Source organism: Psychromarinibacter halotolerans, assembly GCF_029168315.1.
In the GTDB taxonomy this organism is placed as follows: Bacteria; Pseudomonadota; Alphaproteobacteria; order Rhodobacterales; family Rhodobacteraceae; genus Psychromarinibacter; species Psychromarinibacter halotolerans.
This window is the reverse complement of record NZ_JARGYD010000001.1, coordinates 826605-852431: the sequence shown is the minus strand read 5'-3', so window position 1 is coordinate 852431 and position 25827 is coordinate 826605. Positions and strand designations below refer to the sequence as shown.

The following is a 25827-nucleotide window of genomic DNA, read 5'->3' as shown; positions in this document are numbered from 1 at the left end:
CCAGCAAAAGTTCGGGCAGCTGCGCACCGGGGCGCCTGCCGCATTGGGCTGGAACAAAGGCATCCCGCGCGGGAAGTTGTCAAGCGCCCCGGGCAGGTCTTGACAGTCGGCGGCTGTCCCGCAGAATGATCAATAACGAACGCATGTTCCATTATCGAACGGATTGGGCCAGCCAGGATGCGGACCAGCACACAGGATGACAGCACGCGGAGCGCCGTGGCAAAGGCGCTGGCCGGGGGCGATCCCGTCGTGCTGGCCGGTGCCGTGTCGCCCATGGCGCTGTTGTCGGGAATCGAGGGCCACGCCGCATCGGGACGGGCGGCGGGGGGCATGTGTCAGGTCGACGTCGGCATCGCCGGTGGCCGCTTCCGCCGCGCCGCCGATCTGCCGGGGACCCGGCGCATCCTCGTGTCGGGCTGGTCGCTGTTGCCGGGGCTGACGGACGCGCATGTGCATCTCGACAAGACCTACACGGTGGCCGAGACGGGGCTGGCCGACGGCACGCTGATGGGCGCGATCCGGCTTCATGCCGAGGCGTCCGTGCGTTGGACGGCGGACGATCACGCCGCCCGCATGCGCCGCGCGGTGGCCGAGGCCGCCGCCGCTGGCACGCGGACGCTGCGCACCCATATCGACTGCCCGAGCCTGCCGGAAGAGATGCCGGGCTGGCAGGCCGCCGGGGCGGTCGCCGCCGAAGGCACGGTGACGCTGCAACGGTCCGCGCTGGGGGCGCTGAGCCGGGCGCAGGGGGCCGATTTCGCGGACCGCTGCCGCCAAGTCGCGCGGGCTGGCGGGGTTCTGGGTGCCTTCGTCGCACCGGGACTGGCCGACCGCGCGCTGTTCGAGGCGTTCCTTACCGGCGCCGAGGCGCATGGGCTGGATGTCGATTTCCACATAGACGAGGGGCTGCACCCCGGGCCCGCCTCGCTGCCGGTGCTGGCCGAGGCGGTGCTGAAGACCGGGTTCTCGGGGCGTGTGCTTGCGGGCCACGGCTGCGCGCTGTCGCTTCAGACCGAAGCCGAGCGTGACCGCGCGCTGGACCTGATCGCCACGGCGGGGATCGCCGTGGCGGCGTTGCCCCGCACGAACCTTTACCTGCAGGACCGGGCGCCCGGAACGACACCGCTGCGGCGTGGGATCACGCTGGTCCACGAAATGCGCGCGCGCGGCATCCCGGTATTGTTCGGCGCGGACAACGTGGCCGACGCTTACTATCCTTTCGGCAACTACGACCCGCTGCACCTGTTCGCCGAGGCGACGACCGCTGCCCATCTGGATCAGGACCTTGGGGTCTGGATCGATGCCATCGCCGGGGTTCCCGCCCGCGCGATGGGTCTGGACGGTGGCCGGATCGCCCCCGGCGCGCCGGCGGACGGCGTTCTGGTGCCCGCGTCCGACTGGCCCGGTTTGCTGACCGCGCCCGTGGATGGCCGGCTGGTGCTGCGGGATGGCGTGCCGCTGGGACGTGGGTTGGACCCCGTGGCCGTGACGCAAGGAGACATGGCATGACCGTTTCGGAAACCGACATCGAAGCCTGCAAGGCGGCGCTGCGGGCGGCGGACGTCCCGCTAGAGGATGCGCCCGGCCCGGTGCAGCGCAAAAGCCGCGATTTCTACTGGTACAGCCCGATCCTCAAGCGGCAGCTGGAAGAGGTGAAGGGCGACTTCATCGTCTCGCCCCGCACCGAGGCCGAGGTGCGCACGGTGCTGGCGACCTGCCACGCGCATGGCGTCCCCGTGACCGTGCGGGGCGGCGGCACCGGCAACTATGGCCAGTCGATGCCCCTGCGCGGCGGCTGCGTGCTGTCGACGGCGGATCTGAACGGGTTCGAGATCCATGACGGTCGGCTGGTGGCCGAGCCCGGCGCGATCCTGGCCGAGTTGGAAACCGCCTGCCGCGCCGAGGGGCAGGAGCTGCGGCTGTTCCCCTCGACCACCGCGACCGCCACCATCGGCGGCTTTATCGCGGGCGGGTCCAGCGGCGTCGGCGCGATCCGCTGGGGCGGGCTGCGCAACCCGGCCAACATCCTGAAGCTGCGCCTTCTGACGATGGAGGCCGAGCCGCGCGTGATCGAACTGGAAGGCCCCGAGGTCCACAAGGCCGCCCATGCCTACGGCGTGAACGGCGTCATCACCCGTCTGGAGGTGCCGATCGACCCGGCGTCGGATTGGATCGGGGTGCTGGTCGGTCTGCCGGACCTGTCCGAGGCGCTGCGCTTTGCGCTGGCGGCGGGCGGGCAGGGCGACATCCTGTGTCGCATGATCTCGGTCTTCGAGCCGGGCATCGCGGAACGCTATTTCCTGCGCCACCGCGCCTTCCTGACGGCGGGCGAGGGGCTGGTGGGGCTGTACGTATCGCAACAGACGCTGCCCGCGCTGGAAGCCTTCGTCGCCGCCGAAGGGGGCGCGATCCGGTATCGTGACGGTCAAAGCGAACAGCGCGTGCCGCCGCTGTATGAACTTGGCTGGAACCACACCACGCTGCGGGCGATGAAGGTCGATCCCGACACGACCTATCTGCAGATGATGTTCGGCGACTATCCGGTGGCTGAAACGCAGCGGCTGAAGGCCCGGTTCGGCGACGAACTGCGGCTGCATTTCGAACTGACGCGCATCATGGGGAAGGTGCGCGCCGTCGCGATGCCGCTGGTGAAATACACCGACGAAGCCCGGCTGGAAGAGCTTGTCTCGCTTCTGGAGGCCGAGGGTTTCACCGTCTTCAACCCGCACCGCGTCACGCTGGAAGAGGGCGGCATGAAAGCCCCCGATCTCGACCAGTTGGCGTTCAAGCGGGAAACGGACCCCCGGGGGCTGTTGAACCCCGGCAAGATGATCGCGTGGGAGGACCCGGACTGGAAGCCGGTGGCAGGGCGCACGTACCTGTTCGGAGAAACCGCCAAAGAGGGCGCGGAATGAAAGTACACGTAGTCTATGCCCACCCGCTGAAGACCAGCCTTGCGGCGCGTCTGCACGAAACGGTGGTGACCAACCTGACGGCGGCGGGGCACGAGGTGGACGACCTTGACCTTTATGCCGACGGCTTTAACCCGGTGCTGTCGCCCGAAGGGCGCAGCGATTACCACGAGGTTCCGAAGAACCGCGAACTTGTGGACGACTATGTCTCGCGGTTGCAGGCCTGCGAGGCGCTGGTGCTGTGCCACCCGGTCTGGAACTTCGGCTGGCCCGCGATCCTGAAGGGGTATTTCGACCGGGTGTTCCTGCCCGAAGTGTCGTTCGTGTTCCAGAAGAACCGGCTTGGCCCGGGGCTGACCAACATCCGCCGGTTGACCAGCGTGACGACTTATGGCTCCAAGCGGTGGCGGGCGATGGTTCTGGGCGATGCGCCGCGCAAGAACGGAACACGCTTCCTGCGCGCCGTGTGCCATCCAAGGGTGCGGGTGGACTACCACGCGCTTTACAATATCGACCGCGTCGGTCAGGCCGAGATCGACGGCTTCATCGACCGTGTCGGCCGCAAGATGCGGGAATACTAAGACGTGGAGGGCGCGATGACCCAATCCGTAACGGCCGAGACGCCCGCAGCCACCGGGCACCGGGGCGTCTATCGCCTGTCGCCGGACCGTGCGCCGGACCCGCGCCCCGTGGCGCTGCGGTTCGAAGACCTGTCGATGACCTATCCCGACGGGACTGAGGCGCTGACCGGCATCGACCTGTCCATCGCGGCGGGCGAGTTCGTGTCGATCATCGGCCCCTCTGGCTGCGGCAAGTCCACGCTGGCGCGCATCGCCTCGGGCCTGCTTCCGCAGACCGGCGGGCTGGTGCGGATCGACCGCGATCACCTTGCCTTCACCTTCCAAGAGGCGACGCTGCTGCCGTGGCGGCGGGTGCTGGGCAATGTCGAACTGATGATGGAACTGCGTGGCGTCCCGGCGGCCGAACGCAAGCGCAAGGCGCTGGAACAGCTGGACCTCGTCGGACTGACCGGGTTCGAGGACCGCTTCCCCCGTGCGCTGTCGGGCGGCATGAAGATGCGCGCCTCGCTGGCGCGGTCCTTTGCCTTGGACCCGACGGTCTTCCTGTTCGACGAACCGTTCGGAGCGCTGGACGAGATCAACCGCGAACGCCTGATCGAGGAACTGTCGGCGCTGCACCGCGCCAAGGGTTTCACCGGCTTCTTCATCACCCACTCGATCCCCGAGGCGGTCTATCTGTCCTCGCGCGTGGTGGTGATGGGCGCGCGGCCCGGGCGGATCGCGGCGGAATACGCCATCGACCTGCCGCAGCCCCGAAACGCCGACCTGCGCTTTGACCCCGCCTTCACCGAGGGCTGCGCCGAGATCTCGCATTGCCTGCGCGGGCTGATGCAGCCCGACGAGAGGACAAGCCAATGACCGACACCGCTTTGCCCCCGGCGCACAAACCGCGTCCCAACCCCAAGCCGCCGACCCCGGCGGCCAGCATCGTCATCGCGGTCCTGCCGCCGGTGATCCTAGGGCTTGCTTTGCTGGGCCTCTACGCGTGGACCCGCGCCGGTTTGCCGGACCACCGCCGGTTCCTGATGCCCAGCGGCACGGGCCTGTGGGAGATGGCGTTCTCGAAACCCGAAATCTGGGCCGAACTGGGCCAGCGGGCGCTGGTCACGATCTCGATCGCCGCCGCCGGCATGGCGTGTTCTATACCGATCGGCATCCTGCTGGGCGTGTTCATGTTCCGGATGCGCCTGCTGGAACGGGCGATCTTCCCGTACCTTGTCGCGCTGCAGTCGATCCCGATCCTGGCCATCATCCCGCTGATCCAAAGCGCGCTTGGCTTCGGCTTCCTGCCGAAGATGTTGATCGTCGCGATGTTCACCTTCTTCTCGATTCCCACGACGCTGCTGCTGGGCCTTAAAAGCCTTGATCGCGGGTTGATCGACCTGTTCCGCCTGTCGAACGCCAGCTGGTGGGTCACGCTGTGGAAGGCGGGCTTCCCCTCGGCGGCGCCCGCGCTGTTCGCGGGGCTTCGGATCTCGGCCGGGCTTGCCATCATCGGTGCCATCGTGTCCGAACTGTTCTTCCTCGCCGGTCCCGGCGGGCTGGGGCAGATGCTTATCAACTCCAAGATCGACTTCAAATATGAGGAAATGTACGCGGCGCTGATCGTATCGTCGCTGCTGTCGATCTCGGTTTACCTGTTCTTCCAGTTCCTCGGAAACCGCCTGTTCGCCGACTGGCACGGGCGGGTCTGAGCCACCTTCGACACCTACAACAAACGCACACAACAGAGAGGACCAGCCAGATGAAGACCAGCATGACGCTTGCCCTTGCCGCGGGCCTTGCCGCCGGGGCCGCCCACGCGGGCGAATTCGCCGAAACGAACTATACCACGCCGCTTGCCGACGTCTGTCCGAACCCGCTGATCCTTCAAAAGGACTGGCTGATGCAGGCCGAGCATGGCCCGATCATGCAGATGATCGGCGCGGGCGGCACGATGGAATCCGGCGTTTACAAGGGCCCGCTGGGGTCCACCGGCATCGAGCTTCAGATCCTCGAAGGCGGCGGCGGCATCGGCATGGGCGATGGCGAGACGGCCTATTCCTCGTTGTTCATGGGCAACTCGAAAGCCGGCGTGCTGCCGCACCTCGGCTATCAAGAGCTGGACAACGCCTTCATCTTCTCGGAACGGTTCCCGGTGGTCGGCGTCTTCGCACCGCTCGACGTGGCGCCCGCCGCGCTGATGTGGGACGAGGGGACCTATCCCGACGGCTTCAGCAGCATCGAGGATCTGCAAGCCTTCGCCGAAAGCGGCGAGGGAAAGATCTACATCTCCACGATCCAGCGGACCTACGGCAAGTTCCTTGTCGACTCCGGTGTGCCGGCGGACGTGTTCGTCGAAGGCTATCGGGGCGATCTTGAGAATTTCGTGGTGAACAACGGCACATGGCTGAACGCGGGCTTCATCACCAGCGAGGCCTACAAGCTGGCGAACGGGTCGAACTGGGGCAAGCCGATCGGCGGCACGACGCTGAACGATTTCGGCTATCCCAACTACACCGGCATGGTGTCCGTCGCGCAGTCGCGGATGGACGAACTGGCGCCCTGCCTTGAACAGCTGGTGCCGATCATGCAGCAGGCCGCCGTCGATTATGCCACCGACCCGACCGAGGTGAACGAGGTTATCGTCGCGTTCAACGAGGGCGGCTTCGCCACGACATGGTGGACCACCGCGCCGGACCTGATGGACTATGCCGCGACCACGATGGTCGAGGATGGCGTTATCGGTAACGGGTCGAACGACACCATCGGCGACTTCGACATGGAACGCGTGTCGACCATCCTCGAGATCGTCAAGCCGGGGCTGGACGAACGCGCCAATCCCGACGTGACAGCCGAGGACGTGGTGACCAACCGCTTCATCGACCCGTCCATTGGTCTCGAGTGATCGCGTGACCGCGATCCTTCTGGACGGAGACGTTCTTGCCCGCCGCCGGTTCGATGAACTGGCGGCGCGTGTCGTTTCGCTGGCAAAGCGCGGCGTCGTCCCTCGGCTGGCGACGGTGCTGGTCGGCGACAACCCGGCCAGCCAGTCCTACATCGGGCGCAAGCACGAGAACTGCGCAGAACTCGGCATGGCGTCGGACGATATCCGGCTGCGGGGCGACATTTCGGAGGACGCCTTGATCGCGCAGGTCGAGGCATTGAACGCCGATCCGCTGATCCACGGCGCGCTGGTACAGCTGCCGCTGCCCGCGCATCTGGACGAGGGCCGGGTGGGCGAGGCGGTGTCGCCCGCCAAGGACGTGGACGGGCTGCATCCGATGAACCTTGGCCGCCTGCTCGCCGGAACGCCGGGTTTGCTGCCCTGTACCCCCGCCGGGATCGAGGATCTGCTGCGCGCCCACGACGTGCCGCTGGCCGGGCGCCGGGTGGCGATCATCGGGCGCGGGATGCTGGTAGGGCGTCCGCTGGCGATGCTGCTGTCATTGCCCGGAACGGATGCCGAGGTGACGCTGCTGCACCGGCGCTCGCCGGATCTGGCAGAGGTCACGCGACAGGCTGACGTGGTCGTGTCCGCAGCCGGGCAGCCCGACCTTGTGACCGCCGACATGATCCGCCCCGGTGCGGCGGTGGTGGGCGTCGGGATCACCTATGTCGATGGCGGGATGGTGTCGGACATTGCCGACGAGGTCGCGCAGGTCGCGGGCCACATCACGCCGCGCCATGGCTCGGTCGGCGCGATGACCCGCGCGCATCTGCTGTCGAACCTTGTGCGGATTGCCGAGGCAGGCTGACCGCGCTGCTTCGTGTCAGCCGCTCGCTGGCGCATATGGTCTTGAGAGAGGGCAGCGCCGCCCCAGGGGGGCGGGTCGGCGCTGCCCGGCGGTGCCGCCGGGCGGGGCATTGCGGCGAAGTGCAGGGCGGATCGGTGAAGCCACCCCCGTAGGTTGTGCATCTCCGGGCCCGATCAGGGCCCGAAGATGCGCGACATCCGTGCCGCTGGTCTATGCCTTACTCGGTCGGCGGGCAGGTGTTCACCGGCGCGGCCTTGGCGATGGGGAAGCATTCCGCCCATTCCTCGGTGCGGGGCGGCCACGGCGTCAGGAACGCGGGGCTTTCTTCCAGCTGAAGCACACCGAGCGCCTGAAGGTCTTTCACGCGACCGTCGAGGTATTCCTTGATGATCGTGATCTTGCCGTCTTCGACGGTGGCGACCCACACGTCGTTCACAACCTGCTTCGCGCCGCGCTGGAACGCGCGGAACTGAAGCTCGACCGCGACGCGGCCTTCTTCAAGGTCGATGTAGAACGCGTCTTCCGGCATGTAGATCGACACGTCGGTGGCCATGCCGCAGAAGGTGTTCAGGTCTTCCAGCATCGTCGGCAGACCTTCATAGGCGGTTGTCGGGTACGAGAACTTGACGTTCTCCGCGACCGCGCCGGACATCGCGTCCGAGTTGCAGTCGGCCCAGGCCGTGGCCAGTTCGAAGATCAGCGTCTGCATCTCGCCGCGCGGCGAGTCCGCGGGCTCGACCTCGCCGGCGAAGAAAACGCCGGGGCGGACTTCTTCCTGCGCAAGCGCCGTGCCGGCGGCGAAGGTGGTGGACAGGGCGACGAGCGCGGCAGTGGTGGTGGCCTTGAACGTCATCGGTCTCAACTCCCATGTTGTTCGATTATCGAATGTTCGTGCGATAATTTGACATCCGCAGGGCCGTTTCTGTCAACGCGAAACGCCCGAAGGCCCGGTTGCGCCCCTACGGGTGCCTTCACAATACGCAGTTCCTGTCGCGACGGTAAGTTTGACGGCAATCGCGGGAAACGCGGCCTAGTCCGCCGCGCCGTAGCCCGCGCCGCCCGCGCTTTCGACCTCTAGCCGGTCGCCGGTGTTCAGCACCACGGCGGACCGCGCCGGAAGCTCTTCGACGCTGCCGTTGGCGCGCACCACGCGGGCCGCTGCGGGCCTTGGTGCGCCGCCGCCAAAGGCCCCGTCGGGCACGCGGGCGAAGCGTTCGCCCCGGATCGAGACAGAGATACCGTCGGCTAGCGCCTGATAGTCGCGCAGGATGCCGTCGCCGCCGGGATACTTGCCCGCGCCGCCAGAGCCGCGCCGCCGCTCGGCCCGCACAAGACGCACCGGCAGCACCGCTTCCAGCGCCTCGGCAGGGGTGTTGCGGGCGTTGCCCACGTCGGTCGAGATACCGGGCGCGCCGGGCCGGTCGGGCCCGCCACCGGCGCCGCCAGCGACGATCTCGGTCGCAAGGAATGGCGCTCCGTCCGGGTGCCGCCCGGAAAAGGCGATGACGTAGGCCATGCCGCAGTTCGCCGCCGGAAGCCCGTCGGGGGCCAGTTGCCCCAGCGCCTGCAGCACCGCCGAGGTGATCGAGCGCACCATGTTGGTCCGCGCGTTCACCGCCGCCGGAAGCGCCGCGTTCACCACGCTGGCGTGCGGCAAGGTCAGGTCCAGACGCCGCAGGATGCCGCCGTTGCGCGGCGCGTCGGGGCCCAGCAGGGTCAGCAGGGCGTAGAACACCGCCGACAGCGGGCCAGAGGCGACGCAGTTGATCGGGGCCTTCACCTGCGGGGATGATCCAGTGAAATCGGCGTGCAGCCGTCCCTTGGCCACGGTCAGGGACAGGTGGACCTCGGCCGGTCCGTGCCCCGGGTTCGGGTCCAGCCCGTCCGCGCCGGTGGCATGGGTGACGGGCAGGGCGGCCAGCCGCGTGACGACCGCCGCTTCGCCCGCGTCCAGCAGTCCGGCTACGGCGTCGAGAAACCCGTCGGTGCCCATCTCTGCCGCGATCCTTTGCAACCCGCGCGCCGCCTGCCGTCCGGCGGCGGCCTGCGCGTCGAGGTCGCCCAGCACCACGTCCGGCACGCGTGACGCCGCGCGGATCAGCGCTGTGGTTGCCGCCGTCAGGCGCCCGCCGGTGCCGGCGTGGATCGGCGGAAGGCGCAGGCCCTCTTGGTAGATCTCGGTCGCGTCGGGCGGCACCGACCCGGCGCGCATGCCGCCGATGTCCTGATGGTGCAGCAGGCTGGTGGCCAGCGCGATCACCCGGTCGCCGTCGAACACCGGCATCAGCAGCGCGATGTCGGGCAGGTGGGTGCCGCCGCCGAACGGGTCGTTGGTCAGGAACAGGTCGCCCTTGGCCATCGTGTCGACCGGAAAGGCCGCCGTCACCGCCGTGACGATCCCGGGCAGCGCGCCCAGCAGCAGCGGGATCGCGTTCGACATCGCCAGCAACTCGCCGTCGTGGGTGAACAGGGCCGAGGCGCAGTCGGCCCCCTCGCGCACCACCGGCGAGACCGAGGTGCGCATCAGGGTTTCCTGCATGGTCTGGGCCAGACCGTCGAGCCGAAGCTGAAGGTTTCGCTGTTGCGGTGTCATGCGCGGTTCTCCAGCAAATAGCCGGCCGCGGTCGGGCTAAGGCGCCAGCCCTGCGGCACCCAGATGCCGCCCGCGTCGGTCGCGACCAGGGCCGGGCCCTCGGTGGCGGCGGCGTCTGCGGTGGCGTCGCTTGCCGTGTCGGGCAGCCGGTCGCGGATGGCGGCGACGCGGCCAAGGTGGCCGGGGCCGGGTGGCTCGATCTCGTACCGGGCGGCGTAGGCGTCGCGCCATGCCTGCAGGATCTCGTCCGCGTCCGCTGGGGCGCGCGGCAGGTCCAGCGTCATCGGGTGCATCTCGGGGCGCGGCGCGATCGAGAGGCGGTACAGGTCGGGCGTGTCGCCAAGCGTCGACGCAAGTCCGGCAAACACCCCGGCGATGTCGGTTTCGGCAAGCAGGCGGTTCACGGCGGCAGAGGACTCTAGCCGCTCTGGCGCGTCGGCAAGGCCGGTGGCGCCTGCGGCAGCGGGGTGGCGCGGCAGGCGGACGCGGTTCAGACCCATCGCGCGGGCGATGTCGGCGGCCAGCAGCCCGCCGGTGCCGCCACAGACGACAAGGCCGGTTTGCACCGGATCGACGTTGCGTCGGGTGGCGAAGCGAATGGCCTCTTCCGCCAGCCGCGCGGCGACGGCGTCCAGCACCTTGCGGTCCGCAGGGGCCGAGGTGTCGCCCGGCAGGCGTCCGTCGGCGATCAGCAGCGCGTCCAGTGTCGGCGCGTCGTCCGCGTCAAGCCTCAGGCGCCCCGCGTCCAGCGCGACCGGAGAGGTGCCACCAAGCGCAAGACTTGCCATGTCCACAAGGTCGCGCCGCAGCGGGATGCCCGCGATCTGGCCCGGATCGGCCATCACCGGCGCGCCGTTCTGCACCAGCATCAGGTCGGCGCTGCGGGAACCGACGTCCAGCACAACCGCACCGCCGCCTGACGCGGTCAACGCGCCACGGGCGGCGGCGGCGGGGCCGCTGGCAAGCACGGACACAAGGTCGGCCAGCCCCTCGGTGCCCGCGCGGACCACGCCGCGCCCGTCGCCGAAGCTTAGCGCACCGGCAAAGCCCGCGTCGCGCAGGGCTGTTTCCATCGCCGCCAGCTCGGGGCGCGCGGTACAGCGCAGCCACGCGTCCATCACGGTGCCCACGGTGCGTTCGTATTCACGCGGGGCCGGGTCGATGGCGTGCGACAGGCTAAGCGACACGCCCGGCAGGGCGTCGGACAGGGCACGGGCCAGCGCCTGTTCGTGGGCCGGGGTGGCGTGGGCGAACAACAGGCAGACGGCGACGGCCTGCACACCCGCGTCGCGCAGGGCGGGCACGATGCGGTCCAGCGCGGACAGGTCCAGCGGCGCGGTTTCGGTCCCGTCGGGGCCGATCCGTCCGGGGATCTCGTGGATCGCGTCGCGCGGGGCAAGGAACAGCGGCGCGGCAGAGCGGGCGACGGGGGCGTAAAGATCCACGCGGTCCTGCCGGGCCAGTTCCAGCACGTCGCCGAAGCCCTGCGTGCAGATCAGCGCGACGGGTCCGGGCGTTTGCGCCAGCATCATGTTCAGCGGGCGGGTTGATGCGATGCGCACGTCGTCCAGCGCAGCGGGCGTCACGTCCAACGCGGCCAGCCCCGCCATCAGCGCCGCTACGGGATCGTCGCCCACGGGCTGTTTTGCAAGGCGGCGGCCTTCGGGGCCGGTCAGGCACAGGTCGGCAAAGCGCGCGCCGAAGTCGACCGCCAGCCGGGTCATGCGGCGGGCCAGTTGATCGAGACCGGCGCGGGCAGGTCGGCGAACACGGTGTCGGTCGGCCCGCCGGTGCGCCACATCCACGAGATGAACTGCGCAGGAAGATCCAGCGCGACGATGCCGTGGTGCCAGATGCCGGGGTGGTACAGGATCGCCTGATCCGGCTGTGCGACGAAGGCGGCGGGGGTCGAGTCCAGCCCCTCGGGCCAGACCACCACCAGCCAGCGCGCCGACTGCATTGGGGCGAACAGCTGCATGGAATGCGGGTGATGTTCCACCTTCGTGGCGACCAGCGGGGCGTCGGTGGCGGCGCATTCGTAGAACTCGACCGCGGCGGTTTCGGCGGCTGCCTCGTGGCGAAGCGCGGCCTCGGGCCGGCTTAGACGGACCGTGCCGTCCCGGATCGCCTTTACCGCGCCAAGGCCGGGTTGGACAACCTCGCCGAATGGCTTGAAAGTTTCAGGAACAAGGGGTTGGGATTCGATCTTCATGTCAGGTCTCAAGTTGCGGCCGGAAAACCGGGCTGGTGCGCCGCGATCTCGTCCAGCATCTCGGCAAAGGCGGTCGCGCAGGTTTCGACGATCACCTTGCCCGCCTCGGGGGTGGCGGCGGCGGCGTTGCCGGATGCGCCGTCGGGGGTCAGGTCGCGGGCGGTCCAGCCGGTGGTGATCGGGCCGATCAGCCGCAGATGCGTGTTCGCCTCGGCCACCGCGCGTGCGGCTGGGACGAAATCGGCGGCGGCGGACATGTCGACAAGGTCGGGCCGGACATGCAGCATCGCCGCGGTTTCCATGAAACCGGCGTGCACGTCGTCGGGGTACTTCAGCTCTGCCGGGACGCGGGGCATGCCGGGGGTCATCCACCCGGCGGCGACGGCGAACAGGCCATGCTCGATCCGCAGGCGGCGGCACGCGATCTGCAACGCGGGGATGTTTCCGCCGTGGCCGTTGATGAACACGATCCGCCGTATCCCGGCCTGCGCCACCGCGCGGCCGATGGCCATCAGTTGAATGACCAGTTCCTCGGGTTCGATCCAGACCGACCCGGCATAGTCGTGATGCTCGCGCGAGGCGGTCAGGTCGAGGGTCGGAAACTGCACCACCGTCGCGGTCTTCACCTGCGCCACGGCCTTGGTCGCCACCGCTTCGGACAGGAAGGTGTCGGTGCCCAGCGGCAGGTGCGGCCCGTGCTGTTCCGTGGCGCCGCAGGGCACCAGCGCCACCGCATCCGCCAGCGCGCCATCTGCAAAGTCGCGGTGTTTGAGGTCCTGCCAGAGCATGAGAAAAGTTCCATATGCGAACAATTGTGCGCCTATTGGTTCGCAGCCTCGCCGCCCCGAGTCAATACATGCCCGTGCAGCCCGCTTGTGGGCGGACCGCGCCTGCGCATAGTCTTCGGGGCATCGTCCGGGCAGGAGCCGCACCGCATGTCGTTTACGCTCAAGCAGTTGCGCTATTTCGTAGCGGTCGCCAACGCCGGGTCCGTCATCGGCGCGGCGCAGTCGCTGTCGATCTCGCAGTCGGCGGTGACCGAGGCGCTGAAGAACCTTGAAGCCGACCTTGGCGTGACCCTGTTCGACCGTCACGCGCGCGGGCTAACGATCACCCACAGCGGCCACCAGTTCCTGCGCCACGCGACCAAGATCCTGTCCGACGTGTCGGGCGCGCGGCGGGCCTTCAAGCGGCCGCCGGGGACGACTTCGGGGCGCCTGAACATCGGGGTGACCTCGCTGATGGCGGGCTACGTGATGTCGGACCTGCTGGCGCGGTATCGGCGGATGAACCCCTCGGTCGCCGTCTCGGCGCTGGAGGACAGCGGTGAATACCTTGAACACCTGCTGGTCGGCGGTGAACTGGACGTGGCGGTCATGGTGATCTCGAACCTGCGCGACCGGATGGCGCTGCAATCCGAGATTCTCGACGTGTCGGCCTTCCGCCTGTGGCTGCCGCTGGAACACAAGCTGGCGGGGCGCGAAAGCATCGGGCTGGACGACGTCGCGCGCGAACCGCTGATCATGCTGAACGTCGACGAGATGGAGGAGGAAGCGGTCAAGCTGCTGTCCGCCTTCGGTCAGCGCCCGCAAATCGCGTTTCGGACCCGCAGCGTCGAGGCGGTGCGCAGTTTGGTCGCCACCGGCGCCGGCGTGGCGCTGTTGCCGGATCTTGTCTATCGCCCGTGGTCGCTGGACGGCGACCGGATCGAAAGCCGAGACGTGTCGGGGGCGCTGCCCATCGTGCAGGTTGGCGTGGTGTGGCGGCGGGGCCTGCCGCTGTCGGCGGCGGTGCGCGATTTCATCTCGCTTGCTCGGATGGGGCAATCGGGCAAGCACCTGCGCCTTTGACAGGCCCGAGCTATCGGAATTTCCGAACGCATCTTTCTGAATATTGAATTTGCGAACGCAGAATGCCGCCCGCATAGTTTTCCTGTGACGGATGAAGCGCGCCCGGCAGGGCGGAAAAACCAAGGCTTCCGGATCACGCCCCGGCGTCCGCCGCCGAGGATCACACCAATTGTACTGGGCTGCCGAAGACACCCGGCCGCGCTTTGCTGCGCGGGCGCCGGACCGTCACGGCCACCCGCAGGGAGATCGCAATGAAGACGAATTTCATCACCGCCGTCGTGACCTCGATCGCCGCCGGTTCCGTCGCCACGGCGTCGCTGGCGCAGATGACCGAGATCGGCGAAGGCGAGGGCGCGCTGTCGATCGTCGCATGGGCCGGCTATGTCGAACGTGGCGAGACCGACCCCAACTTCGACTGGGTCACCGGGTTCGAGGAAGCGACAGGCTGCATGGTCTCGGTCAAGACGGCGAACACCTCGGACGAGATGGTCGCGCTGATGAACGAAGGCGGGTTCGACCTTGTGACCGCGTCGGGCGACGCATCGCTGCGGATGATCGCGGGGAACCGGGTTCAGCCGATCAACGTCGATCTCGTGCCGTCGTGGAGCACGGTGGACGACCGGCTGAAGGATGCGCCGTGGCACACGGTGGACGGCACCCACTATGGCGTGCCGTATATGTGGGGCCCGAACGTGCTGATGTACAACACCGAGGTCTTCGCCGAGGCGCCGACGTCGTGGAACGTGGTGTTCGAGGAAACCACGCTTGGCGACGGGGAAAGCAACGCGGGGCGGGTGCAGGCCTATGACGGCCCGATCCACATCGCAGACGCCGCGATGTACCTGATGTACCACCAGCCGGATCTGGGCATCACCGACCCCTACGAACTGACGCAGGACCAGTACAACGCGGCGCTTGACCTGCTGCGCGTCCAGCGCGGGCTGGTCAGCCGTTACTGGCATGATGCCTTCATCCAGATCGACGACTTCAAGAACGAAGGCATGGCCGCCTCGGGGTCTTGGCCGTTCCAGGTCAACCTGCTTCAGGCGGATGGCGTGCCGGTGGCCTCGGTCATCCCGCAGGAAGGCGCGACTGGCTGGGCCGATACCACCATGCTGCATGCGGATTCAGAGCATCCGAACTGCGCCTACATGTGGTTCGAGCACCAGTTGGCGTCCAACCTGCAATCGGACCTGTCGGTCTGGTTCGGCGCGGTGCCGTCGGTGCCTGCCGCCTGTTCCGACGGGCGTGGGATGCAGACGCAGGAAGGCTGCGACGCCAACGGGCTGGACCAGTTCGACAAGATCCGGTTCTGGAAGACCCCCGTCGCCAACTGCGAAAGCCAGGACGAATGCGTGCCCTATTACCGCTGGGTGTCCGACTATATCGGCGTGATCGGCGGCCGCTGATCGCCTGACCTCTCTCTCGTGTCGCCCTGCTTGCGTGGGGCGGCGCGGGCAAGGACCGGAATACTTTCATGTCAGCCGTGAATTTCGACCACGTCTCGCGCCACTTCGGCGAGGTGAAGGCGGTGGATGGCGTCAGCCTTGATATCCCCGAGGGCGAGTTCTTCGCCATGCTGGGGCCGTCGGGGTCGGGCAAAACTACCTGCCTGCGCTTGATCGCAGGGTTCGAGCGCCCGACCTCGGGCAAGATCGCCATCTTCGGCGAACAGGTGGCCGACCTGCCGCCCTACAAGCGGCACGTCAACACGGTGTTTCAGGACTATGCGCTGTTCCCGCACCTGAACGTCATCGACAACGTGGCTTATGGTCTGATGATCGCCGGGCAGGGGCGCAAGGCGCGTCATGCGGCGGCGGAGCAGGCTTTGGAGATGGTGCGGCTGTCGGGATATGGCACCCGCCGACCGTCCGAGCTGTCCGGCGGCCAGCGGCAGCGCGTGGCGTTGGCGCGGGCGCTGGTGAACAAGCCGCGCGTGCTGCTGCTGGACGAACCGCTGGGTGCGCTGGACCTGAAATTGCGCGAACAGATGCAAGAGGAGCTGAAGGGCCTGCAGCGCCAGCTGGGCATCACCTTCGTCTTCGTCACCCACGATCAGGGCGAGGCACTGTCGATGGCCGACCGCGTTGCCGTGTTCAACGAGGGCCGGATCATTCAGGTCGGTGCGCCCGAAGACATCTATTTCCGCCCCGAGGTGCCCTTCGTGGCCGATTTCGTGGGCTCGTCCAACGTGCTGCCCCCGGCGACGGTGGCGCGGCTGACCGGCCACGAGGTGACCGCGGCGATCCGGCCCGAGCGGGTGCGGCTGGCAGAGACCGGGCCGCTGACGGCGACCGTCACGGGGCTTAGTTTTCTTGGTCTCAGCACGCGCGTCTCGCTCATGGCGGACGGCACGCGGATGACGGCGCTGCTGCCGCAGGACGCGCCGCGCCCTGCGGTGGGCGATAAAGTCGCGCTGACATGGGCCGAGGGCGACCTGCACCTGATGCGGGGCAAGGCATGAGCGTCGTGTCCACCACCGATCTGCCGCGCCGTGACGGGGTCACAATGCGGCTGTCGGACACGCTGTGGCGGCGTCCGACGCTGCTGCTGGTGCTGCTGTTGCTGCCGCCGGTGCTGTGGCTGGGGATCATCTACCTTGGGTCGTTGTTCGCGCTGCTGCTGCAAAGCTTCTTCTCGATCGATCACTTCAGCGGGCTGATCAACTACGAGTTCACGCTGCGGACCTATGCCGAGCTGTTCACGCCCGCCAACTTCGACATCATCGTCCGGACCGTCACGATGGCGGCCTGCACCACGCTGGCTTCGGCGGTGATCGCGTTCCCCATCGCCTATTACGCCGCGCGCTATGCCAAGGGCCGGTGGCGGGCGGTGTTCTACCTTGGGATCATGATGCCGCTGTGGTCGAGCTATCTGGTGAAGATCTACGCGTGGAAGCTGATCCTTGCGAAGGAAGGCATCCTGACATGGGCGCTGGAGGGCCTGCACCTAAACTGGCTGCTGGACGCCTACCTGTCGCTGCCGGTGGTCGGGGGCAATTCCCTGTCGGTCAGCACGACGGGCACCTTCATCGTCTTCGTTTACGTCTGGATGCCGTTCATGATCCTGCCGACGCAGGCCGCGCTGGAACGGGTTCCGGCCTCGATGCTGGAAGCGTCGGGCGACCTTGGCGCGCGGCCCGGGCAGACCTTCCGGCACGTCCTGTTTCCCTTGGCCTTGCCGGGGATCGTGGCGGGGTCGATCTTTACCTTCTCGCTGACACTGGGCGACTACATCATCCCGCAGATCATCGGCACCTCAAGGCTGTTCATCGGGCAGGCGGTGTACCAGCATCAGGGCATCGCGGGGAACATCCCGCTGGCCGCCGCCTTCGCGGTAGTGCCCATCGTGATCATGGGGCTGTACCTGTACATCGCCCGGCGGATGGGGGCGTTCGATGCACTCTGACCGCGCCCCCCTTGGCCTGAAGATCGCCGCCGCCGCAGGGCTTTTGTTCCTGCACCTGCCGATCCTGCTGATCTTCGCCTATGCCTTTACGACCGAAGAGAAATCCTTTCAGTGGCCGCCGCCCGGCCTGACGCTGAAGTGGTTCGCGGTGACGTGGAACCGCCCCGACGTTTGGGAAGCGCTGGCGCTGTCGGTGAAGGTCGCCTCGATCTCGACGGTGATCGCGCTGATCCTAGGGTCGCTGTGCGCCGCCGCCGTCAGCCGCACGCGGTTCTTCGGGCGCGAGACGATCTCGCTTCTGGTGATCCTGCCCATCGCGCTGCCCGGCGTCGTGACCGGCATCGCGCTGCGGTCGGCGTTCTCGATCGCGGACATTCCGTTCAGCACATGGACCATCGTGCTGGGCCACGCGACCTTCTGCGTCGTCATCGTCTATAACAACGCCGTCGCCCGGTTCCGCCGCACCAGCGGCAGCCTTGTCGAGGCGTCGATGGATCTTGGCGCCAACCTGTTCCAGACGCTGCGCCACGTGATCCTGCCCAACATCGCCACGGCGCTGGTGGTCGGCGGGATGCTGGCCTTCGCGCTGAGCTTCGACGAGGTGATCGTGACCACATTCACCGCCGGACAGCAGCAGACCCTGCCGATCTGGATGCTTGAAGAACTGGTGCGCCCGCGCGAACGCCCGGTGACCAACGTGGTCGCGATGGTCGTCGTGCTTGTCACCATGCTGCCCATTCTGGGCGCCTATTATCTGACCCGCGGGACGGACACCGTCGCCGGACAGGGCAAGTAACGGAGGAAACCCATGCAGACCAAGATGCTGATCGGAGGCGCCCAGGAAGCGGGCACCGAGACCGAGGAACAGGTCCTGAACCCGCGCACCGGCGAGGTCATCGTGAAGATGCCCGAGGCCGATCTGGATCAGGTGAACCGCGCCGTCGCCGCCGCCCGCGCGGCCTTTGCGGGCTGGGCGCGCACCACGCCCGGTCACCGGTCCGGCCTGCTGCTGGCGCTGGCCGACGCCATCGAAGCCCGCGCCGAAGAGTTCGCCACGCTCGAGGCGCTGAACTGCGGCAAGCCGATCAACGAGGTCCGCAACGAAGAGGTGCCCGCCGTCGCCGACTGCTTCCGCTTCTTCGCGGGCGCGGTGCGCAACATGCACGGGCCCATCGCGGGCGAATACATGGAGGGGCACACCTCGATGATCCGGCGCGACCCGATTGGCGTCGTCGCGTCCATCGCGCCGTGGAACTATCCGATGATGATGATGGCGTGGAAACTGGCGCCGGCACTGGCGGGCGGCAACACGGTGGTGATGAAGCCGTCCGAACAGACGCCGCTGACCGCGCTGCTGATGGCCGAGATCATCGCGGGCATCTTCCCCGAAGGCGTGGTGAACGTGATCGTGGGGCAGGGCGCCAGCGTCGGCAACACGCTGATCAACCACCCAGAGGTCGACATGGTGTCGATCACGGGCGATGTGGCCACCGGCAAGAAAGTCCTTCAGGCGGCGTCGAAGTCTGTGAAGCGGACGCATCTGGAACTGGGCGGCAAGGCCCCGGTGATCGTGATGGACGACGCCGATCTGGGCCGTGTGGTCGAGGGGCTGCGCGCTTTCGGATATTACAACGCCGGGCAGGACTGCACTGCCGCCTGCCGGATCTATGCCGGGCCGAAGATCTACGACAACCTCGTCGCGGACCTGACCGGCGCGGTGTCGTCCATCGTTTACGACAACGCGGACGATACCCTGAACGAGATCCCGCCGCTGATCTCGCAGCGGCAGCGTGACCGCGTCGCCAGCTTCGTGCAGCGCGCGTCCGAATTGAAGCATATCGAGATCACGACCGGCGGCGATCTGCACGCGGGCAACGGGTTCTACTATCGCCCGACCGTCGTCGCGGGCGCGCTGCAACAGGACGAGATCGTCCAGCGCGAGGTGTTCGGCCCCGTGGTGTCGGTCACCCGGTTCGATGACGCCGACACCGCCGTCCAGTGGGCGAACGACAGCCAGTACGGCCTTGCCTCGTCGGTCTGGACCGGCGACATCGGCCGCGCTTTGGATATCTCGGCGCGGCTGCAATACGGCTGCACATGGGTGAACACGCATTTCATGCTGGTGAACGAGATGCCCCACGGCGGGCTGAAGCAGTCGGGCTACGGCAAGGACATGTCGATGTACGCGCTGGAAGATTACACCGTCGCCCGTCATGTGATGATCGCGCACTGACGTCGGTTCCGCCCTTGCGGCCGGCGGGCTGACGCGACAGCCTGCCGCCGGATGGAACGCGGGCCGGAACGGCCGCAGGGAACAGGACGGACGATATGGATCTGACGGGCAAGACGGCGCTGATCACCGGGGGCACGCACGGGCTGGGCGGGGCAATCGCATCTGGGCTGCACGCAGCCGGGGCGAAGGTGCTGATCACCGGCATCGAGGACGAGATGGGCGCGTCGCTGGCCGCAGAACTGGGCGAGGGCGCGGCCTATCAGCGGATGGACCTTGCCGAGGATGGCCAGATCGATACCGCGCTGGAGGTCTGCAAGGACCGCTTCGGCGGGCTGGACATCGTGGTTCACAACGCCTGTTCCTACCTCGACAACGGCATGGACACCACGCGCGAAGACTGGCTGACCTCGTTGAACATCAACGTCGTGGGCGCGGCGATGCTGATGCAGAAGGCGCGGCCCTATCTGACGGCGCCGGGCGGCGTGATCGTGTTCATGGGCAGCGTCTCGGCCAAGTCGGGCAACCACACGCGGGGCCCGTACTCTGTCAGCAAGGCAGCATTGATGCAGCTGACCAAGCTTGGCGCGGTCCAGCTTGGCACCAAGGGTATCCGCGTTCTCAGCGTTTCGCCGGGCTGGACATGGACCCCGCCGATGGAAGACATGACCGACGGCGACCGCGACCTTGCCGACAAGGCGGGCGCGCAGGTCAAGCTGCTGGGCCGGGTGGGCCGGATGACCGAGGTGTCGGACGCCGTGGTCTTCGCCTGCTCGGACGCCGCGTCGTGGATCACCGGCTGTGACATCCCGGTCGATGGCGGGTTCACCGCGCTGGGGCCGGATCGGGGCCTTGGCCCGCGCCACTGGTGCGCAGAGATCGGCAAAGCCGACTAGCAGGCCCTTGCCTCTGGCCAGGTTTGGCGCATCTGATGCACGCATGAGGCGAAGAACGGTTATCTCTGGCTTGGCGGCATTGGCAGTGGCACGGCCCGCGCTGGCGCAGGCGGATGCGTGGACCGCGTGGCGCGACCGCTTCGTCGCGCCCGACGGCCGCGTGATCGACGACGTCAACGACGGCATCAGCCATTCCGAGGGGCAGGCCTATGGCCTGATCCTTGCCGAGGCGTTCGGCGACCGCGAGACCTTCGACCGCATCGAAGGCTGGACCCGCGGACACATCGCCAACCGGCAGGACGCGCTGATGTCGTGGAAGTGGGATCCGTCGCGCGCCGACAGCATCCCCGACTGGCACAATGCCACCGACGGCGATCTGCTGCGGGCATGGGCCCTGCTTCGGGCGGCACGCAACCGGGGCTGGCCGGTCGACAGCGCGGTTCCGGCGGCGGTCACCCGCGATATCGTGGCGCTGTGCCTTGCGCCCGACCCGCGCCGCGCCGATGCACCGTTGCTGATGCCCGGCGCCGAGGCGGTTCGCCAAGCCGACAGGGTTCTGGTGAACCCGTCCTACTATCACCCCCGCGCGATGCGCGAGTTGGCTGCCGCCTTTGACGCCCCACAGCTTGCCCGCGCCGCCGATCATGGCGAGGCCCTGTTGGCGGAACTGGCCGCGACCGGGTTTCTGCCCGACTGGGTGGCCGTCACGCCAGATGGCTTCGAGGCGCCGCGCGATCACGACTATCGCTCGTCCTACGATGCGCTGCGGATACCGATCTATCTGGCGTGGTCCGGGCTGGCGGCGCATCCGGCGGTTGCCGGGATGGCAACGATGATGGCGCGCACGGACCAGCCGGATCACGTTGCCGTCCGGGTCGAGGCCGACGGGGCCGTGACGGCGATCAGTAACGCGCCGGGCTATCGGTTTATCGTAGACCTCGCCAAGGACAGGTTTGTGCCGTTTTCTGCGGGCGATCTGGCATCACAGTCGTATTTTCCCGCGACTCTTCAGATGCTTGCGCATGTTGCACATGCAGAAAGTCACGGCTGACCGCCCAAACCCTGCCACATTAAACAGTTAATGATTAACCACGATTCGGAAACGCCGAAGCAGAAGCTTGGTGCGGATCGCAGTGTCGTACCAAGTTCAGGGAAAAACCCATGAAATACGCTCGCCCCCTTATCGGACTTGTCGTCGTCCTTGTGGCCGTTTGGGTCATCGTGGGCGAACAGATGTCCGGCGCCAGTGCCGACGCCGTCGTCAACGCCCCGGTCGTGACCGTGCGGGCGGACGTGGCGGGGACGCTGGAACTGCCCGATCGGGCCTTTGGGTCGCGCGTCACCTCGGGAGAAGTGGTGGCGAACATCACCGATCAGCTGGTCGATACCGTCAGGTTGAACGATCTGGTGCTTGAATCGAAGCTTGCCGCCGCAGAGACGATCCGCCTGAACGCGAATCTCAAGGCGGCGCGGGACCTGCAGGCCGAATTGCTTCAGCGGGGCCGTGTCTTCAACGGCGAGCGGCTGGCCGAGCTCCGCTCGCGGCTGACCCATGCCCGGTTCCGGCTGGCGTATCTTGAAACCGGCGAGTTGCCGGACGACACCGAACTGCGGATCATCGACCTGATCGACGGCGCGCAGGACTGGCAGCCGGGCGAGCCGGTGGACAGCCCGCTGGTGCTGGACCAAGCACGTGAACAGGTCGAGATTCTGGAAATCGCGTTGCGCGCCGCCGAACGGGGCGTGTTCCTTGGCGATGGCTACAACGACAGCCCGAACTCTGTTCAGCGCGCGACCGAACTGGAATCCGTGATCTCTGAACTGGAAAGCGCGCTGCAAGAGGCCGAGGCACGCGAAAAGGCGATCAACGAACGGGTTGGCCGCGAGCGGGTTCGCGTCAACGCGCTGACCGGGGGCGAGATCACCGCCCCGATGAACGGGCTGTTCTGGGACGTCCTTCAGGGCGACGGCGTGACGGTGCAGCGGGGCGATCCGATCCTGCGGCTGATCGACTGCGACGCGACGATGGTGACCCTGTCGGTGACCGAGCGTATCTACAACACCCTGCGCGTGGGCCAGTCCGCGACGTTCCGGCTGTCGGGCTCGTCCGACCCGATGGATGGCACGATTGCGCGGCTTGCCGGGTCTGGCGCCGCCACGGTGTACGAGAACCTTGCGATTGCGCCCAGCCCGCGGCATCTCGAACGCTATGACGTGGCCCTGCTGGTGCCCGCGCTGGCCGCCAACCCCGAGACCCGCTGCATGATCGGCCAGACAGGACGGGCATTCTTCGACCGTCGTCCGCTTGACTGGTTCCGCGGCTGAACCGATGCAGTTCTTTCCGCATCTGGGCGAACTTGGGTCCAGCGCCGTTCACCTTGCGCTGATCGCCGGGATCACGGCGATCCTGCCGTCGTTCGTCGACCGCAACAACAACACCCACCGCGCCATCCTGTATTCGATCGCCGGTCTGCTGGCGCTGCGATACATCTGGTGGCGTGCCACCGATACGCTTGCACCTCCGGGGCTGACGCTGGATTTCGTGGCAAGTACGCTGCTGTTCACGCTGGAGCTTCTGGCCTTGGTCGGGTCGATCAGCGCCTTCGTCATCATGTCCCGCATCCGGCACCGCAGCGACGAGGTGGACGAGAACATCCACTGGTGGTGGGGGCAGGGAGAGCCGCGCGTCGCCATCCTGATTGCCACCTACAACGAGGAACTCGACGTTCTCGAACGTACCATCGTCGGGGCCAAGTCCCTGCGGCACCTCAACAAAGAGGTGATCGTGCTGGACGACAGCCGCCGCGACTGGCTGCGCGATTACTGCGCCGAGCAGGGTGTGCGTTACATGCGGCGGCCCGACAACAAGGGCGCGAAGGCCGGGAACATCAACCACGCTCTGGATCGGCTGGCCGAGGATCCGGTGCAGCCGGATTTCGTCGCGGTTCTGGATGCCGATTTCGTGCCGCATCGCGGGTTCCTGTCACGCACGCTGGCCCTGTTCCACGATCCGAAAGTCGGGCTGGTCCAGACGCCGCAGCACTTCTTCAACCCGGACCCGATCCAGCACAACCTTGGCCTTGTGCGGTCCTACCCGGACGAACAGCGGTTCTTTTTCGACTACCTTCAGCCGTCGCGCGACGCGTGGGGCATTGCGATCTGCTGCGGCACCTCGTCGATCTGCCGCTGGACCGCCCTGCGCGAGATCGGCGGGTTCAGCACCGAAAGCGTGACCGAGGATTTCATGGTCTCGATGGTTCTACAGAACCACGGGTACAAAACCGTCTACCTGGACGAGGCACTGACCGAAGGGCTCGCGCCCGAGGGGTTGAAGGAATACATCACCCAGCGCGCGCGCTGGTGCCTTGGACTGATGCAGATCGTGCGGTCGTCGCTGGGGCCGTTCCGCCGCAACAAGCTGAGCTGGCGCCATCGCTGGAGCACGATCGATTCCTTCCTGTACTGGAGCACGTCGTTCCTGTTCCGCATCTCGGCCATCGTGTTCCCGTTGATGTACTGGTTCTTCAACACCATCGTTGTCGATGCCCAGTTGACGGACGTTATCACCTACTTCGGCTGCTACTGGCTGTGGGTCGTGTTCACGATGAACTTCCTCAGTGGCGGCATCCTGCTTCCGGTGCTGCACGATGTCAGCCAGTTGATCGGGTCGATCCACATCTCGCGGGCCGCGATGGCGGGGATTTTCAAGCCGAAGGGGCACAAGTTCTCGGTCACGGCCAAGGGCGGCGACCGGTCTCGCATCGTTGTCCAGTGGGAACTGATGGCGCCGTTCCTTGTCGCCTTCGTGCTGACCCTCCTGGGCCTGACGCTTGGGATCTTCTCGGATAGCTTCGCCTATAACGACGCGGGCGACGGCAAATGGGTCATCGTGTTCTGGAGCATCTACAACCTGATCGTCCTTGGCGTGACCTGCCTTGCCTGTATCGAGTTGCCGCGCGTCGAGGTGCATGTCGCCGACAAGCCCGAGCGCGTGACCTTCCGCACCGAGGGCGCGGAGTGGTCGCTGTGGATCACCTCGCTGACGATGGACACCGTGCGTCTGCGGGGCGCCGTTGTCCCCGAAGGCGCGCGCGGCACGCTTGAGATCGAAGGCGTCCCCGGAGAGGTCTCCGCCTATGTCATCGCACCCACCGGCGACGGGGCGCGGGTGCAGCTGTTGCCGGACGAGGCGCAGCGCGAGGCGTTCTTCCTGCGGTTCTACACCGAAGGGAATGCGCCGGGTGTGGGCAATGTGCGGGGCGCGGCCCTTCTGGGCGATCTGATCGAGCGGTTCGCGATCACGTCCCGCTAGAGCCAGAGCGGCGGGCCTGAAGGCGTGACAGCGCCACGGACAGGGTCGCCGCCTCGCGGGTGGCACCGGTTTCGGGCGGATACACATCCTCGCCATCGGCCATGCGGCGGGCGGCGTCCGACAGGGCCGAGAACGGGCGCACGAAGATCCGCACGAACAGCACCGACAAAAGGGCCAGCGCAACCAGCGCCACGGCCAGCGCGACGCCCGCAGACCCCACCAGCGTGTTCAGGCCGGGCCGGAACGTGGTCGCGTCGATCCGCCCCGCAAGCCGCCAGCCAAAGCTGGGCAGGTCGCCATAGGACACCGTGGGGACCAGCGTCGAGAAATACTCCCGCCCGTCGGGCCAAGTCTCGCGGCCGCTGGACGCGGTGCCCGCGCGCGCGGCTGTCAGAAGGTCAAGCTCTCCGGCTGCGGGTGCGGTGTTCCCGGATGTCATCACCACGTCACCGGCGGCGTTGATCAGGTACAGGTCGATGCCCAGCATCCGGCCCGTCTCGGCCAGTGTCTGTTCCGCCCACGACGCGTCGATATGCATACCGACGACGCCCTGAACCTCGTTCTCGGCGTTGCGCACGGGCAGGGCGAGGTCGATGAACCGCAGCGGATCGCCCCCCTCGGGGCGGAGCATCCGCGCCAACAGCACCGCGTCGTGCACGTCACCGGCAAAACCCGACCGCAGGCCGTTGCGGAACCACGGGCGTTCGCTGACATCCGCGCCTACCAGCAGGTCGTCGGACGCTTCCAGCACCACGCCGTCCACGTCGGCGTAGCCGACCCAAGACATGCGCGAGCCGTCGCCCCGCACGCCTTCCAGCAGGTTGCCGATGTCCTCGCCTTCCAGTCCACCGGCAGCACGGGCGAGGAACCCGAGATCGACCCAATCCTCTGGCAGAAGCCGGGCAAAGCTTTCACCGGCCGCCTCGGTGCGCAGCCGGACGGCAAGGTCCAGCGCCTCGTCGATCACGGTCTCGGACCGGGACCAGAACACCGCCGACGCGGCCAGACCCAGCACAAGGACCGATGCACCGACGAACCCATAGGTGGCGGTTGCGAAGGACATGCGTCCGTCTCGCGTCGCGTCCGGCATGACGTG

23 protein-coding genes are annotated in these 25827 nt (G+C 67.4%); 17 read left to right on the top strand and 6 right to left on the bottom strand.

The features are described 5' to 3' along the window. Nucleotides 1–177 precede the first annotated feature (177 nt). From P1K30_RS04045 to P1K30_RS04015, 7 genes are read left to right on the top strand one after another with little or no spacing between them, the layout of a single operon-like run. Complete coding sequence (locus tag P1K30_RS04045) at nucleotides 178–1509, top strand: amidohydrolase family protein (protein ID WP_275631380.1); 1332 nt, start codon at nucleotides 178–180, stop codon at nucleotides 1507–1509. Further along, nucleotides 1506–2915, top strand: a complete 1410-nt coding sequence (locus tag P1K30_RS04040; RefSeq protein ID WP_275631379.1) for an FAD-binding oxidoreductase — start codon at nucleotides 1506–1508, stop codon at nucleotides 2913–2915. Before P1K30_RS04045 ends, P1K30_RS04040 begins: the two co-directional genes overlap by 4 nt. Continuing rightward, nucleotides 2912–3493, top strand: coding sequence for an NAD(P)H-dependent oxidoreductase (locus P1K30_RS04035; RefSeq protein WP_275631378.1), 582 nt, complete (start codon nucleotides 2912–2914; stop codon nucleotides 3491–3493). Before P1K30_RS04040 ends, P1K30_RS04035 begins: the two co-directional genes overlap by 4 nt. 15 nt (nucleotides 3494–3508) lie before the next feature. Then, complete coding sequence (locus tag P1K30_RS04030; protein WP_275631377.1) at nucleotides 3509–4351, top strand: ABC transporter ATP-binding protein; 843 nt, start codon at nucleotides 3509–3511, stop codon at nucleotides 4349–4351. Continuing rightward, nucleotides 4348–5187, top strand: a complete 840-nt coding sequence (locus P1K30_RS04025) for an ABC transporter permease (RefSeq protein ID WP_275631376.1) — start codon at nucleotides 4348–4350, stop codon at nucleotides 5185–5187. Before P1K30_RS04030 ends, P1K30_RS04025 begins: the two co-directional genes overlap by 4 nt. Before the next feature lie 50 nt (nucleotides 5188–5237). Beyond that, nucleotides 5238–6380 (top strand): hypothetical protein, encoded by a 1143-nt coding sequence (locus P1K30_RS04020; RefSeq protein ID WP_275631375.1) that lies wholly within the window; start codon nucleotides 5238–5240, stop codon nucleotides 6378–6380. Between the two features lie 4 nt (nucleotides 6381–6384). Then, nucleotides 6385–7230, top strand: a complete 846-nt coding sequence (locus P1K30_RS04015) for a bifunctional 5,10-methylenetetrahydrofolate dehydrogenase/5,10-methenyltetrahydrofolate cyclohydrolase (protein ID WP_275631374.1) — start codon at nucleotides 6385–6387, stop codon at nucleotides 7228–7230. Nucleotides 7231–7447: 217 nt separating this feature from the next. Here P1K30_RS04015 and P1K30_RS04010 read toward each other — a convergent pair whose 3' ends face one another. The 5 genes from P1K30_RS04010 to P1K30_RS03990 all read right to left on the bottom strand — a co-directional run bounded on the left by P1K30_RS04010 (nucleotide 7448) and on the right by P1K30_RS03990 (nucleotide 12823). Beyond that, the gene (locus P1K30_RS04010) at nucleotides 7448–8083 is read right to left on the bottom strand and encodes a nuclear transport factor 2-like protein (protein WP_275631373.1); all 636 of its coding nucleotides are present in this window, start codon (nucleotides 8081–8083) and stop codon (nucleotides 7448–7450) included. 177 nt (nucleotides 8084–8260) lie between these two features. Further along, entirely contained in the window at nucleotides 8261–9823 is a 1563-nt protein-coding gene (locus tag P1K30_RS04005; RefSeq protein WP_275631372.1) for a hydantoinase B/oxoprolinase family protein, read from the bottom strand. Continuing rightward, nucleotides 9820–11547, bottom strand: a complete 1728-nt coding sequence (locus P1K30_RS04000) for a hydantoinase/oxoprolinase N-terminal domain-containing protein (protein ID WP_275631371.1) — start codon at nucleotides 11545–11547, stop codon at nucleotides 9820–9822. Before P1K30_RS04000 ends, P1K30_RS04005 begins: the two co-directional genes overlap by 4 nt. After that, nucleotides 11544–12035 carry an ureidoglycolate lyase gene (locus tag P1K30_RS03995; RefSeq protein ID WP_275631370.1) on the bottom strand — a complete coding sequence of 164 codons (492 nt, stop codon included), beginning with the start codon at nucleotides 12033–12035 and terminating at the stop codon, nucleotides 11544–11546. Before P1K30_RS03995 ends, P1K30_RS04000 begins: the two co-directional genes overlap by 4 nt. Before the next feature lie 8 nt (nucleotides 12036–12043). Further along, nucleotides 12044–12823, bottom strand: coding sequence for a creatininase family protein (locus tag P1K30_RS03990; protein ID WP_275631369.1), 780 nt, complete (start codon nucleotides 12821–12823; stop codon nucleotides 12044–12046). Between the two features lie 147 nt (nucleotides 12824–12970). On the opposite strand from P1K30_RS03990, the gene P1K30_RS03985 reads away from it, so the two are divergent. From P1K30_RS03985 to P1K30_RS03940, 10 genes are all read left to right on the top strand, one after another. Beyond that, on the top strand, nucleotides 12971–13885 hold the full coding sequence (locus P1K30_RS03985) for a LysR family transcriptional regulator (RefSeq protein ID WP_275631368.1): 915 nt from the start codon (nucleotides 12971–12973) through the stop codon (nucleotides 13883–13885). Between the two features lie 251 nt (nucleotides 13886–14136). Next, on the top strand, nucleotides 14137–15294 hold the full coding sequence (locus tag P1K30_RS03980; RefSeq protein WP_275631367.1) for an ABC transporter substrate-binding protein: 1158 nt from the start codon (nucleotides 14137–14139) through the stop codon (nucleotides 15292–15294). A 68-nt stretch (nucleotides 15295–15362) separates the two neighbouring features. Next, complete coding sequence (locus P1K30_RS03975) at nucleotides 15363–16349, top strand: ABC transporter ATP-binding protein (RefSeq protein ID WP_275631366.1); 987 nt, start codon at nucleotides 15363–15365, stop codon at nucleotides 16347–16349. Continuing rightward, nucleotides 16346–17293 carry an ABC transporter permease gene (locus tag P1K30_RS03970; RefSeq protein ID WP_275631365.1) on the top strand — a complete coding sequence of 316 codons (948 nt, stop codon included), beginning with the start codon at nucleotides 16346–16348 and terminating at the stop codon, nucleotides 17291–17293. Before P1K30_RS03975 ends, P1K30_RS03970 begins: the two co-directional genes overlap by 4 nt. Next, complete coding sequence (locus P1K30_RS03965; protein WP_275631364.1) at nucleotides 17283–18089, top strand: ABC transporter permease; 807 nt, start codon at nucleotides 17283–17285, stop codon at nucleotides 18087–18089. The genes P1K30_RS03970 and P1K30_RS03965 overlap by 11 nt, the downstream gene beginning before the upstream one ends. Before the next feature lie 12 nt (nucleotides 18090–18101). Continuing rightward, on the top strand, nucleotides 18102–19526 hold the full coding sequence (locus tag P1K30_RS03960; protein ID WP_275631363.1) for a gamma-aminobutyraldehyde dehydrogenase: 1425 nt from the start codon (nucleotides 18102–18104) through the stop codon (nucleotides 19524–19526). Between the two features lie 95 nt (nucleotides 19527–19621). Next, a complete protein-coding gene (locus tag P1K30_RS03955) occupies nucleotides 19622–20419 on the top strand; it encodes an SDR family oxidoreductase (RefSeq protein ID WP_275631362.1) in 798 nt (265 codons plus the stop codon). Between the two features lie 43 nt (nucleotides 20420–20462). Further along, nucleotides 20463–21470 carry a family 8 glycosyl hydrolase gene (locus P1K30_RS03950; protein ID WP_275631361.1) on the top strand — a complete coding sequence of 336 codons (1008 nt, stop codon included), beginning with the start codon at nucleotides 20463–20465 and terminating at the stop codon, nucleotides 21468–21470. Between the two features lie 110 nt (nucleotides 21471–21580). After that, nucleotides 21581–22744 (top strand): HlyD family secretion protein, encoded by a 1164-nt coding sequence (locus P1K30_RS03945; protein WP_275631360.1) that lies wholly within the window; start codon nucleotides 21581–21583, stop codon nucleotides 22742–22744. A 4-nt stretch (nucleotides 22745–22748) separates the two neighbouring features. Continuing rightward, nucleotides 22749–24731 (top strand): glycosyltransferase, encoded by a 1983-nt coding sequence (locus P1K30_RS03940; RefSeq protein ID WP_275631359.1) that lies wholly within the window; start codon nucleotides 22749–22751, stop codon nucleotides 24729–24731. On the opposite strand, the gene P1K30_RS03935 is transcribed toward P1K30_RS03940, so the two are convergent. After that, nucleotides 24718–25794 (bottom strand): cache domain-containing protein, encoded by a 1077-nt coding sequence (locus P1K30_RS03935; RefSeq protein WP_275631358.1) that lies wholly within the window; start codon nucleotides 25792–25794, stop codon nucleotides 24718–24720. The genes P1K30_RS03940 and P1K30_RS03935 overlap by 14 nt on opposite strands. Between the last annotated feature and the right edge of the window lie 33 nt (nucleotides 25795–25827).

Bases quoted from the DNA above. Each gene is read 5' to 3' on its own strand.
- P1K30_RS04025 (WP_275631376.1), top strand. From the start codon at position 4,348: ATGACCGACACCGCTTTGCCCCCGGCGCACAAACCGCGTCCCAACCCC.
- P1K30_RS03965 (WP_275631364.1), top strand. From the start codon at position 17,283: ATGCACTCTGACCGCGCCCCCCTTGGCCTGAAGATCGCCGCCGCCGCA.
- P1K30_RS03960 (WP_275631363.1), top strand. From the start codon at position 18,102: ATGCAGACCAAGATGCTGATCGGAGGCGCCCAGGAAGCGGGCACCGAG.
- P1K30_RS04000 (WP_275631371.1), bottom strand. From the start codon at position 11,547: ATGACCCGGCTGGCGGTCGACTTCGGCGCGCGCTTTGCCGACCTGTGC.
- P1K30_RS03935 (WP_275631358.1), bottom strand. From the start codon at position 25,794: ATGTCCTTCGCAACCGCCACCTATGGGTTCGTCGGTGCATCGGTCCTT.
- P1K30_RS04005 (WP_275631372.1), bottom strand. From the start codon at position 9,823: ATGACACCGCAACAGCGAAACCTTCAGCTTCGGCTCGACGGTCTGGCC.
- P1K30_RS03950 (WP_275631361.1), top strand. From the start codon at position 20,463: ATGAGGCGAAGAACGGTTATCTCTGGCTTGGCGGCATTGGCAGTGGCA.
- P1K30_RS04030 (WP_275631377.1), top strand. From the start codon at position 3,509: ATGACCCAATCCGTAACGGCCGAGACGCCCGCAGCCACCGGGCACCGG.
- P1K30_RS03995 (WP_275631370.1), bottom strand. From the start codon at position 12,035: ATGAAGATCGAATCCCAACCCCTTGTTCCTGAAACTTTCAAGCCATTC.
- P1K30_RS03980 (WP_275631367.1), top strand. From the start codon at position 14,137: ATGAAGACGAATTTCATCACCGCCGTCGTGACCTCGATCGCCGCCGGT.
- P1K30_RS04035 (WP_275631378.1), top strand. From the start codon at position 2,912: ATGAAAGTACACGTAGTCTATGCCCACCCGCTGAAGACCAGCCTTGCG.
- P1K30_RS03940 (WP_275631359.1), top strand. From the start codon at position 22,749: ATGCAGTTCTTTCCGCATCTGGGCGAACTTGGGTCCAGCGCCGTTCAC.
- P1K30_RS03975 (WP_275631366.1), top strand. From the start codon at position 15,363: ATGTCAGCCGTGAATTTCGACCACGTCTCGCGCCACTTCGGCGAGGTG.
- P1K30_RS04045 (WP_275631380.1), top strand. From the start codon at position 178: ATGCGGACCAGCACACAGGATGACAGCACGCGGAGCGCCGTGGCAAAG.
- P1K30_RS04040 (WP_275631379.1), top strand. From the start codon at position 1,506: ATGACCGTTTCGGAAACCGACATCGAAGCCTGCAAGGCGGCGCTGCGG.
- P1K30_RS03985 (WP_275631368.1), top strand. From the start codon at position 12,971: ATGTCGTTTACGCTCAAGCAGTTGCGCTATTTCGTAGCGGTCGCCAAC.
- P1K30_RS03990 (WP_275631369.1), bottom strand. From the start codon at position 12,823: ATGCTCTGGCAGGACCTCAAACACCGCGACTTTGCAGATGGCGCGCTG.
- P1K30_RS04020 (WP_275631375.1), top strand. From the start codon at position 5,238: ATGAAGACCAGCATGACGCTTGCCCTTGCCGCGGGCCTTGCCGCCGGG.
- P1K30_RS04010 (WP_275631373.1), bottom strand. From the start codon at position 8,083: ATGACGTTCAAGGCCACCACCACTGCCGCGCTCGTCGCCCTGTCCACC.
- P1K30_RS03945 (WP_275631360.1), top strand. From the start codon at position 21,581: ATGAAATACGCTCGCCCCCTTATCGGACTTGTCGTCGTCCTTGTGGCC.
- P1K30_RS03955 (WP_275631362.1), top strand. From the start codon at position 19,622: ATGGATCTGACGGGCAAGACGGCGCTGATCACCGGGGGCACGCACGGG.
- P1K30_RS03970 (WP_275631365.1), top strand. From the start codon at position 16,346: ATGAGCGTCGTGTCCACCACCGATCTGCCGCGCCGTGACGGGGTCACA.